This window comes from Brevibacillus sp. BC25 (genome assembly GCF_000282075.1).
In the GTDB taxonomy this organism is placed as follows: Bacteria; Bacillota; Bacilli; order Brevibacillales; family Brevibacillaceae; genus Brevibacillus.
This window is the reverse complement of record NZ_AKIX01000011.1, coordinates 1-11,443: the sequence shown is the minus strand read 5'-3', so window position 1 is coordinate 11,443 and position 11,443 is coordinate 1. Positions and strand designations below refer to the sequence as shown.

Annotated in this window: 8 protein-coding genes; 2 read left to right on the top strand and 6 right to left on the bottom strand. The window is 48.9% G+C overall.

The genetic code is table 11. The features are described 5' to 3' along the window. Positions 1-205 precede the first annotated feature (205 nt). On the top strand, positions 206-559 hold the full coding sequence (locus PMI05_RS02125) for an ASCH domain-containing protein (protein ID WP_007716614.1): 354 nt from the start codon (positions 206-208) through the stop codon (positions 557-559). Positions 560-561: 2 nt separating this feature from the next. Continuing rightward, a complete protein-coding gene (locus tag PMI05_RS02120; RefSeq protein ID WP_081496788.1) occupies positions 562-1,005 on the top strand; it encodes a DUF2269 family protein in 444 nt (147 codons plus the stop codon). Positions 1,006-1,675: 670 nt separating this feature from the next. Here the strand turns inward: PMI05_RS02120 and PMI05_RS02115 are convergent. Genes PMI05_RS02115 through PMI05_RS30935 form a run of 6 tightly spaced genes read right to left on the bottom strand, consistent with a single transcriptional unit; the run spans position 1,676 to position 11,154 of the window. Continuing rightward, on the bottom strand, positions 1,676-3,100 hold the full coding sequence (locus PMI05_RS02115; protein WP_039960057.1) for a phosphoglucomutase/phosphomannomutase family protein: 1,425 nt from the start codon (positions 3,098-3,100) through the stop codon (positions 1,676-1,678). 19 nt (positions 3,101-3,119) lie between these two features. Beyond that, positions 3,120-5,081, bottom strand: a complete 1,962-nt coding sequence (locus PMI05_RS02110) for a glycoside hydrolase family 15 protein (RefSeq protein WP_007716604.1) — start codon at positions 5,079-5,081, stop codon at positions 3,120-3,122. Between the two features lie 18 nt (positions 5,082-5,099). After that, positions 5,100-7,505 (bottom strand): sugar phosphate nucleotidyltransferase, encoded by a 2,406-nt coding sequence (locus PMI05_RS02105; protein ID WP_007716603.1) that lies wholly within the window; start codon positions 7,503-7,505, stop codon positions 5,100-5,102. A gap of 30 nt (positions 7,506-7,535) precedes the next feature. Continuing rightward, the gene (locus tag PMI05_RS02100; protein WP_007716602.1) at positions 7,536-10,373 is read right to left on the bottom strand and encodes a 1,4-alpha-glucan branching protein domain-containing protein; all 2,838 of its coding nucleotides are present in this window, start codon (positions 10,371-10,373) and stop codon (positions 7,536-7,538) included. A gap of 10 nt (positions 10,374-10,383) precedes the next feature. Next, the gene (locus PMI05_RS02095; RefSeq protein ID WP_007716600.1) at positions 10,384-11,004 is read right to left on the bottom strand and encodes a DUF4912 domain-containing protein; all 621 of its coding nucleotides are present in this window, start codon (positions 11,002-11,004) and stop codon (positions 10,384-10,386) included. Between the two features lie 3 nt (positions 11,005-11,007). Continuing rightward, positions 11,008-11,154, bottom strand: coding sequence for a hypothetical protein (locus PMI05_RS30935; protein ID WP_193375240.1), 147 nt, complete (start codon positions 11,152-11,154; stop codon positions 11,008-11,010). Positions 11,155-11,443 lie beyond the last annotated feature (289 nt).

Below are 11,443 nucleotides of genomic sequence, written 5' to 3'. Positions count from 1 at the left end.
ATTAAACAAAACACGTTTTATTGAAAAATGTTGACATCCTATTAGCTGGTTTAGTTTAACGGCCCCAGTCTAAAACTTTGTTATCCCTGTACAATCGTGACCGTTAAAGACTGACCCACCCGTCCAACCATACAATCGTGTGCTTGTGTATTCATGGCTCGACTTATGATAAAGTGGTTTTGAAGAAAAAAGGAGGATGGCATGTATGCAAAATCAAATGGGTTCTGACGCTTTGCCGCCAAAAACCTGTACAATCGATCGTTTAATTACCGTGAAGCCGGATATCGAGAAAGTATTGTCGGGACAAAAAACCGCGACCCGGCGCAATGGACGCTACGCAGATGTTGGTGAAATCATGACCCTCGAAGGCCACGACTTTGTAATAGACAAGGTTTATTCACAGTCGCTCGGGGAATTAACCGATGATAATGCCAAGCAAGAGGGATATTCAAATGTAGAGGAATATAAGCAATCCATTCTATCATCTCATCCTGGGATGCCTTGGCTGCCGCAAATGCGAGTGTGGGTCCATGAATTTAGCCCGGACAAGAAAAAATAACGGTGGGCATTTTATTATATAAGACGATTCTTTATCTACATATTCTCAGTGCCATGATGTCCATTGGACCGTTTTTTGTTCTGCTACCCATGATGAAAAGATTGCGAGAGGCTGACCTCACCAAACAACAAGCCTATCTGGATACTTTCAGGTCTACCACACGTTTGGCGAAGCATGCCGGTCATGTTTTGGTCATATCCGGGGTATTGCTAGTCATGGGTGGGAATTGGTCATGGAAGTCGTCCTGGATCGTGATGACCGTATTGATCCTGGTAAGCTCCTTGTATTTTCTGGCACGCGCATTTTCGCCGAAGATACGGAAGTTTAATGAAACTGACCAGGACAAGGATAAATTGGTGCAGTCGCTTACTCGTTCGATCTGGATCTATTTGTTTCTTTTGCTGGCCATGTTATGGTTCATGGTGGTGAAGCCTGAGCTATGGTAGAGATGATCGTCCTTCACTTGTCCGAGATGGCCTCTAACTGTGTTCTCGTTCACTGATGGAAAAAGGCACCTCAGGTGTCTTTTTCTTTTTTGTTAACTAGCAGGTTAAATCTGCCGGATTAATTGGCGTTTGATCTTCTTTTTATTCGATAACCAATTCCTCGATGTGTTTACTATGCCGATACACCCGGCGGATGGTGCCGGTGCTGCACATATTTGCAAGCCTCTGCAAATGAGATTTGCTGGAACTCAAGCATTGGTACTTAAGAGCGTGTTTCGCTTTTTGTATTGCGTCTCGGTCGGTGTCCCTAAGATCTTCCCTTTTTTCTCCTGTCCTCTACGAGCTTTCTGTGTGATCCGATTTTTAAACGCCTGAAAAGATTAAAGAACCTCATCAGTTACGACAGAGAAGAATATTTCCAGACGTAGCGACTTGTGGAGTCCTACCAAGCGGAGATGGGATGAGCGGGCAAAAGAAACTTAGGCGTGCCCGCGCTACGAAGCGGCTATCACTTTTGCGTTTCCCCGCGAATCCCTTCGGAGCGGACAGTCTCAGCCCCCAGCAGGACGGAGCCTAGACTGGAAATATTCTTCTCTTCACCGCAGCCACATAGCAGGAACTTAGAAAAAAGAAGAACCTGGCACATCCATGCAGGCTCTCCCTTCTGAATTTACGCATTAATCTCCAAAAACCATTCGCGAATCGCATCTTGCAGCTTTTGCAAGGCAGTCGCATTCGTTGCTTCACAATAGATGCGTACCAACGGTTCTGTGCCAGACGGACGGATCAAGATCCAATGTCCTTCCTCGAGCAACAGCTTGACCCCATCCACTCGTTGAATCTCCAAAACCTGATAAGGACCAATGAGTGCAGGTGGCTTGGCGATCATTTGCTGTACCCATTGATCTTTTTCCGGCAATTTCATATCAAGCCTCGTATGGAACAGCTCGCCGAACTGCTCGTATACGTCTCGCAATATTTGATCGATTCCTTTGTTTTCATACGCGCACATCTCGGCGAGCAACAAATTGATGAGTACGCCGTCCTTCTCCGGGATGTGACCGAGAATACTGGCCCCGCCACTTTCTTCTCCGCCAATGAGCACGTCACCTTTGCGCATTTCCTCACCTACATACTTGAAGCCGACTGGCGTCTCCACCAGTTCAAGACCATATTGCTTAGCCATCCGATCCAGCAGATGCGTGGTTGCTACTGTCCTGACAATCCGCCCGGTCAAGCCACGATTTTTTCGCAAATGATAGGTTAGGAGCACGAGTGCTTCGTTTGGCGTGATGTACTGTCCGAAGCGGTCGACGACTCCGAAGCGATCCGCATCGCCGTCATTGGCAAGACCAAGAGATGCTTGGCGTTCTACAACTTCTTTTTTTAGCAAATGCAAATGCTTATCGTTTGGCTCTGGCAAATCTCCTCCAAAAGCCGCATCCGGGACTTCTCGGATTCCGACGTTTTTCACCCCCGCCTCTGACAAAAAACCGCTCACGTAGCCCATGCCTGCACCATGCATGGCATCGACAACAACGGACAAGGAAGAGTTTTGCAAAACATCCATGTTTATCATCCGTCTAAGATGCGCCTCGTAATGAGGACGCAGCACAATGACTTGCAGCAACTTGCGGGCCTTTGCTTCCGCGAGGGAAATCGTACGCACCGATTTCGTCTGGCAGGTTTCGGTGATCCACTCTTCCAATCTTTGCGTGATCGCAGGCGTTGCAGGTCCAGCATACTCCGGAATGTATTTGATGCCGTTATATTCGGGTGGATTGTGACTGGCCGTAATCATGATTGCGCCACTCGCTGCAAAATGCTTCACTCCAAAGGCTACGGCAGGCGTTGGCGCTGCTTCGTTCACCAAGTAGGTACGAATGTCATTCGCGGTCAGGACAGCTGCAACCTCCTCGGCAAAGCGTCTCCCCAAAAACCGCGTGTCGTGCCCGACCAAAACAGGCTGCTCCTGTTGTCCGATTTCTTTGGTATAGCTGGCGATGGCTTGTGCGACAATGCGGACATTCTCGACAGTAAAGCCATCTGCGATTATGTCACGCCAACCGTCCGTACCGAAACGGATCGTTGTCATCTCCTCATCTCTCCCCTCGTTACCGCAACTCATTCACCTTCTCCAAATAACGCAAAACAGTGGCAACATAAGTAGCATGCGACCACGTCAAGGGTGCAACGGATACGGGAGCACCTGTATACGGATCGAGCTGTTCGGATAGCACGCCGCTTTGTAGGGCATGGCGTACGACCCAGGCCAGTCTGTTCTTTGGCTCTTGGAGTTCATCGAGCGATTTTGCCTTGGCAATTTCCCAATCAGCCACCCATAACGTGCAAATAATCCATGGATTTCCCGGCACCTTCGCCGTGTCATGTGATTTTTTGAAATAATAATCCCCTTGATAGCGAGCAATTCCACCTATCACAGTATCTACCCGCAAACTCTTTTTGACTGCTTCCATTGTCCGCTCAACTCTCGGATCGTCTACGGAAAACACATCAAGCGCAAACAAGGCGAACAAGCTACTCTCCACCGTGAAATCTTTTTCGACACTCCCATCTGCTCTTACATAAATCCCTCGCAGAAAACGCCCGATTTCAGGGTCGTACAGATGTTTTTCCATTGCCCCACGAATGCGCTCTGCCCCTTCCGCGTAGCGTTTGTAGCGCCGATCATCCCCGAACAGCTGGGCGAAACGAGCCGCAGCCATTAAGCCCGCGAAAACCGTCGCACTAGTAAACGTAAAAATTCCCCGTCTCTCTTCCCATAAGTCGTAGCTTGGATTCGGGAGTTGCAGCTCTGGATGGACATACTCCAACAAAAAGCGGGCCGCCGGACGAACCAGCGTGGGATAGAGCGCCTGGCAGTCTTCAATTTGCTTGCCACTCTTGTATTGCTCCCAGAGCGCGAACAGCACGAGCGCCGTCTCATCCTCCTGAATCGGGATCTGAATTTCTCCGTCAACAATATACGGATGCCAACTGGAGCCGACAGACCCATCTGGATTGTACTTGTGCAGCAAATACCCGTCCTTATTCAAGGCATCTGCGCAAAATCGGAAAAATGGTGCGACCACTCCCGTATAGCCCGCTTTCGCCATCGCACTCGCAATCAACGCCCCATCTCTTGGCCACATGTAGCTGTAATGGTCGCGATTGAATTGGAGAATATCTGAGTCATTCGCAGCGAGAATTGCTCCGCTCTGATCGATTTGCGTGCGCACGAGTAGCAAGCTGGTTTTGTACAGATTGACAACCTCTGCTGGAAGATCAGCAAAGTCCCGCTCTTCCTTATTGACCCAACGCTGCCAATACACAGCGACCCTACTGAGTAAACGTTCTGGATCACTTTCGAGTACATACTGGTTCAATACTTTGACATCCTCATACGATTCACCAATGCACATCCAGTAAAAGAGCGCCTTCTCTTCTTGCGGTTGCAGCATGAGGGAAAAGGAGATCGTACTATCTACGGAGCCTTGTGCAATCGGATTGCCGGACAAAAGACCATCCTCCGCGTCCCTCCAGGTCCCCTCCGCATAGTTGAACCGCTTGATCCCGACGCTATACTGATCGATCCCACCCGTATCCGTTTTTCCATTTGCCATGATGTACACATTGCGCTTGTAGTGATAAATGGTGCGCAGGATGGGATCAAAAACAGCGGTATCCCCTACCTCCGTCTCATTCAAGCTGAAATCGTGATTAAAAAACAGCCTGACCTCCCGCACCTCGCTCGTCAAATTCCGAACGCACACCTTTTTCAAATAAATCGGGTCACGCTGATGCACCCCATCTGCAATTTGCAGGGAGATGCCCAGATGTTCATGATGCGCATGAACATCTGTCACCAAAGACTCCTGTCCGTATCCGAGCTTCCGCGTCCAGCCGTCTTCATCCAGCCAGGAAAAGCGACCTTGCACCCATATCCCCAGCTTGCTAAAGTGTCCCCCAACATGATTCAGCTGACCGACATACGGAAAATAGAGATCTCGCATGTGCAGCTTGTCATCAAAATTAATCAGCAGTTTTCCGTTCCCGACGACGAGCGGTCTCGGCATGCCTTCACGTCCTTTTCGTTATAGGCTGTCGATCTCTCTCTTTTCGTGAAACTGATATTCGGCAATTCGCCTCGCATAGGAAGAAGCAAGCGTAGCTGCGGTCTCTGCCGTCGCCCCTTGCGAAATCACTTTTACGTGCGAATCCTCTGAGTCGGGTAAAATCAGCACCCAGCCGTTCGAATCGTATACCTTGATTCCATCGACGAGCTCCAGCAGCTTGCCTTTGTTTTCTTCCATCACTCTACGCATGACCTTCCCTTTTGCTGCCCATGGGCAAAAGACAGTCTTTTTCTCCATATGGCACGCTGGCAACAGATCTAGCAAAACACTGAGTGGTTTTTCCTCAGAAGCGAGATACGAAAGAATTCTCATGAGGCTGTACACGGCATCAAACATCGGATGAAAGCGCTGTTCGCTCGATACCTCCATCATGGAACGCGGAGAGACCTTAGTGCGTACAACTTCCATTTGCAACAGCTGGGCCATATGCTCCAATTCAATCGGTGCACTCACAGGAAGACCGATGCGCCGATGTTGACCACTGCAAGCCAGCAGTTGCAGAGCCGTGATCTGTTCATTCGAGAGTTTCTCTCCATGCTCGGTAAACAAGGTAAATTGCTCGCCATTTTTATCGAGACGAACTCCTAAATCCGCTCCCTTTTTACGAATACCCTCTTGTATAGAGCTGTAATGTGCAGAGACTCCCAGTGCATGCAAGAGTGGCGCAAGAAAAGTAGGGAAAAAACGCTGTTCACAATCGATCAGCAGGTGGAAACGCTGACGCTGGATGGACGATATATTCAACTGTTGGACCATAGCGTGAAGATAAGCTTCTTGTACTTGATGCTCGACTTGCAGTGCTCCCAACCGATGCAGGTTGCGAACATAAGTCTCTTGCCAGTAAGCATTCTCAATTTTGCGCTCCATATCACGAGAAATCGGCAAGCCCGCATGATCGATGAATTGGATGACAATCTCTTTATCATCGACTGGCTCTGCCATATAAATATGAATGCCGCCTTTGCAATCCAGGGAGCGCACGCCGTATCGAATCAAGGGTGAATTGCCAATCCCGAGATCGACCGTATCAATTCCGGAAGAGCACAAACTCGTCATGATGCTATGCTTCAATAGCTGAGCAAATGGGTGTGCGCATGCCGAGAGCGCAATTTTATCTCCCGCTTGTAGTAAATATGCATAGGCAGCAGCAAGTCTTGTAACGAACTCGGGCGTGATGTCAACGTTACCAATGCCCTTGATTCCATGCGTCCCAAACAAATTTTTGGTTTGCTTGGCACCGTAGATGAGCGAGGTGGTGACAGTCGCATTTTCCCCGACTTCCTTATCCGGCCAAATTTTGACCCCTGCCTTTACCACCGACTTCGCCCCAATGAGGCACTGTTCTCCAATGACCGCCCCTTCTCCGAGTTGTACGCAATCTGCTATTCGGGTGTTGCGGCAGAGGGTCGTTCCTGTGATCTCTGCTTTTTTCCCAATGACACTATTTTCCCAAATGATTGCCCGGGACAGCTTCGTACCAGAAGAAATCATGGTGTTTTTTCCCAGAATGGAATAAGCACCAACGGCAACTCCAGCCTGCAAGTGTACATTTTCACCGATATAGACAGGGCCTTCCAAACGGACCGATGAATCGATGCGAACATCATTTTCCAAGAAAATGCGCGGCGCGATTTCCTGTGCTTTTATTTCGAGATGCACGCGTCCATCCAGCAAATCAAACTGGGCTTGCTGATAAACCTCCAAAGAGCCAATATCAGACCAATAACCACTCGCCTCATATCCGTATAGAGGCTTTGCTGCTTGTAAAAAAGACGGGAAAATTTCCTTGCTGAAATCCACTTCCCGCTCTTCTTCTATATAAGACAAGACCTCGGGCTCGCAGACGTATATCCCGGTATTCACCGTATCGCTAAAAACCTCCGCCCAGCTCGGCTTTTCTAAAAAGCGGGTAATACGTCCGCCCTCGTCTGTCATGACAACTCCGAATTCCAGCGGTGTTTCAACACGAGTCAAAATCAACGTAGCCAGTGCGTTATTTTGTTCATGGAAATGAATGGCTGCCGACAAATCGATGTCTGTTAACGTATCCCCACTGATGACGACAAAGCGCTCATCGAGAAAATCGGTGCAGTTTTTCACGCTGCCTGCTGTGCCCAAAGGAATTGATTCTTCAAAATAGACGAGCGAAACACCGTAGCGAGACCCATCACCAAACGTATCGCGGATGACATCAGGCAGATACTGGAGTGTCACTGCTATCTCTGTAATCCCATGCTTTTTCAATAGATCAATCGTGTACTCCATGCAAGGCCGGTTTAAGAGTGGCACCATTGGTTTTGGCGTGTGGCATGTTAACGGACGTAGACGTGTACCTTTACCCCCAGCCATGATTACTGCCTTCATTTTCTTTTCTTCCTCCTTCATCGTTGCAATCTATGTTGTCATGCCGATTTCCGCAGATACGTCAAATGAACGGTATAGATCGATGGTTTGACTAGCCAAAAGTGTCCAGTTATAAACCTGTTTAACCTCTTGCATTGCCGTCTGGGCCAGTTGATGCCGCTGATTAGGGTCGCGCAGTAGCCAGCGGAGTTGATTCGTCAAGGATTCGGGGTCACCTGTGTACATCATGGCGCCGTTTTCGCCATGGCGAACGATCTCTCTCAGCCCTCCCGTATCCGCAACAAGAACTGGCGTAGCCAGAGCCATCGCTTCCAGCGCAACAATTCCAAATGGCTCATACAAGCTCGGGAATACCGCCACATCAGCCAAGGAGAACAGCTCATTTCGCATTCCATCGTCTACGAAGCCCAAGAAGCGGACTTGCTCAGAAAGTCCCATCTGATGAACCAACTGCTTCCACTCGTCTTGCATCGGTCCTCTGCCAGCTATAAGCAACTTCGCATACGGAAACTCATTGCGCAGCCTTACCATGGCTTCCAACAATAGATGAACACCTTTTTCCTGGACCAAGCGCCCTACAAAAAAGAGGACCGGTCCATCGCCTATCGCCAACTCCTGCCGAAGCTGTTCACGATTTACGTCCGGTAGGGGAATGAGATCGACACCATTGTGAATGACACGTAATTGGGATGATGGTGTTCCGAACAGGCGCATGACTTCCGACTCCATATACTTGCTGCAAACGATTATTGAGTCAGAGCTTTGTGTTAGCGTACGTTCACACTCATGAATCCTTTGCTGCAATGGTGTATGAATGCCTTGATGCCGACCATGTTCCAAAGCATGAATCGTGCTGACGAGCGAAAGAGAGTACCCCTGTTTCAGTTCGATCGCAGCCCAGCTGACAAGCCAATCGTGAGCGTGGATGACATCTGGTCGCACCCCAAGTGACCAGAGCTTGGAGGCAGCATCGACCATTGCCAAATTCAGTTGAAACACCCATGCCAGAAAGTCAGCTTGTTCAGAAGGAATGTACGTAGGCAAACGGTGTACGTGAACCCCTTCCATCGTCTCATCTATGGAGCATGAATCTGTCGCGCGTGTCAGCACATGCACCACGATTCCTTGCTGGACAAGATGCCTAGCGAGATCGTAGACAGCCCGACCAAGCCCCCCTACCACATGAGGGGGAAATTCCCATGCAAGCATCAAAACTGTTTTTGTCGAAGACTGATCTTGCGTAGCCGCTACCAAATGACGCGATACGCTCACTCTATGCGTTTGTTTAGGCAAATAGAACGTGATATCCAAGTCAGGAAAGATCGGAAAGTCAGCTTCTGCTTGTGTAATAGCCTCTTCATCCAGTTGATGCTCTCGATACATCGCCAAGAGAGCCCGCATGCGAACCAAATGGTCATGAACGCGTTGCACCGCATACCGTGTGACCGTTTGACCGTCTAAAATAAATGACCAATCACTGCTTTGGGCCAGCATCAATTCGCGTGCAGCCTGCTTGAGGCACCGTAAAGAAAGCTGATCTCCTTTCTGCTCAGAAAAGGTAGTAATCGCTCCGATCAGTTCCCGCTCTGCTTGATGCAGATGCCTGTATATCCAGCCATTGTTCTCGTTCAGCCAGACTTCTCCGTAGCCATTTCTTCCCCATGTAGACATGGGCAAGTGACCGCGATCCTGCTCTGGATACTCCTCCAAATATTCAGATGGTGTAATTAATTTCACTTCTTTTGAATCACAAACCGTTTTCCGCATGAGGTCATCCAAAAACTGCGGACCCTCGAACCACCAATGACCAAACAGCTCCGCATCATAAGTGGCGACGACCAACGGCTTGCGATCCATCCAATGACTGGCTTCCTCCACTTGACGCTCTCGGTGATACAGGAAGTGTCCCGCGTGTGATGCTGCTTTTTCGCGCGCCCAGCTTGGCTCATACCAGTCTTTATCCCCTTCTTTTCCGGTGATTCGATAATATTTCAAACCGGTATGGACCCGAATGCCATCAGGATGGATGTACGGCTCGATGTAGCTCATCTCCCTGTCAAATCCGATATCCCGGTAGTATTCACGATAGTCATAGTCCCCTGGATAACCATCGATCGAGCTCCATACCTGGCGGGAAGCCGCTTCATCACGGGCAAAGGCAGCCACATCATGCGGCGTGAACAAGGGTGCCAACAACCCTCTGCGAGGTATCGGCGTCGCATGCTCTATCGTGTGACTGTCTACAAAGAAATACCGAAGCCCTGCCTCTTTCAGCAAGCGATCCAGTCCAGGTGTATACCCGCACTCTGGCAGCCAAATCCCCTTCGGACGTCTTCCCAGAATCCGCTCGTGTGTATCGATGCCCACCTGAAGCTGTGCCCGAATCGCCTCTTCTGTTTCCACATAGGGCAAAAAGGAGTGTGTGGCTGCGCAAGTGATGAGTTCGAGGCATCCGCTATCCGCGATATGCCGAAAGGCCTTGATCAGTTGAAAATCCCACTTGCGGCAATAGGCAATGATGCTTCGAAAACGCTCCACGTACATTTTGGCGATACGGTGTTCTTCGGGTTGACCTGCGGTTCGTTTGACTTCCTTCCCAGCCAATTCAACGGTCTTCGCTAGATGTGTGCGAAAGCGTGTCACGATCAGATCATCATCTAGCATGGAAAGTAATGTCGGAGAAATAGCAAGGGTCATGCGAAAAGCGATGCCGTCTGAGAGGAGCTTGTCGAAAACCATGAGCAAGGGAAGATAGCATTCCAGCATGGCTTCATACACCCAGCGCTCTTCCAGGCGATCGTCCCGATCCCCGTGTCGGACATAAGGCAGATGGGCATGCAACACGAGGGAGAGATAACCTTTTTGCACAAATGACACCTCACTTATTTGATGTTTTGGTATACAACGAGTAGGAGGAAAAGTTCTCAAACCAGGAAGGTGTAGCTGGATCGTGGACGGGTTCAACTAACGGTTCTCCCCAGCTAGCTTTTGAATTGTGCGGGGTAACTACCATTTCCGAGCGTAAAATCGGACAAAACCGATTGTGTTCATATAAACCAAAATCAACAATGTATGTACGTCCTGGCTCTACATCTTTCACGTACCAGGAATGAGCCTCTTCATGTACAAACACATCTCGGACGGAATGTGCATTTTTTCCATCAAATAAGCGTTCGGTAACATCATACAGACGCAAGCCCTTCTGGATGTGACGATAATCGGCTTGCAGGTACGATGCGACCATCCTCATGCGCGGCCAAGTGATTTCCCAATAGATGAATAACACACTCGGTCCTTGTGCCATGACTTTGACAATGTCCCGACCATAAAACGCAGGCAATTTCCATTCCAATTCCGTTCTAGCGGGAGGTGATGTCTCTGGCTTCGCACGGTCTTTTTGCAGGCGATACTTAACTTGACCGATCGTTAAGCCGCACTCTTTGGCAATTTGTGCAATGGACATGGATCGTGAACGCAGTTCGAGAATTTTTTCCAGCATCTTCTAGCACTCCCCTCCGCCAACTTCGCCTATCTGTGCTTTCCCAATGTCAATCATAGCCAATGCTGCTAATAAAGACTGTCGAATGCTGGATGCACATCCCTTCTTCTTTTGTCGATCAACAATCAGGTTTTCGTCATAGGCAAACAAAAGTCGCTCTCCTTCCATTCTTACAAAGCTACTTCTCAAGACATTCTTTTCTTTTTGGCAAATAGAAAAAAAGAGCTAAATTCCGTCATCTTTTGTTTTATTTGTAAGGATTTTCATGTTGGATACCGATACTATAAAATATTCAATTCTACTTCCAAAAAGAATGAAAAAGGAGTCAATGAAGAAATGAATCGTTCATGGATTAGCATGGTCACAGCAGGATCAATTGCAATTTCAACGGTAGCGGCAGGCATGCCAATAGCAACTCAAGCCAAAAGCACGCTGCCAA

Coding starts and splice junctions, on each gene's coding strand:
- PMI05_RS02095 (WP_007716600.1), bottom strand. CDS start 11,004: ATGCTGGAAAAAATTCTCGAACTGCGTTCACGATCCATGTCCATTGCA.
- PMI05_RS02125 (WP_007716614.1), top strand. CDS start 206: ATGCAAAATCAAATGGGTTCTGACGCTTTGCCGCCAAAAACCTGTACA.
- PMI05_RS02105 (WP_007716603.1), bottom strand. CDS start 7,505: ATGAAGGCAGTAATCATGGCTGGGGGTAAAGGTACACGTCTACGTCCG.
- PMI05_RS02110 (WP_007716604.1), bottom strand. CDS start 5,081: ATGCCGAGACCGCTCGTCGTCGGGAACGGAAAACTGCTGATTAATTTT.
- PMI05_RS02115 (WP_039960057.1), bottom strand. CDS start 3,100: ATGACAACGATCCGTTTCGGTACGGACGGTTGGCGTGACATAATCGCA.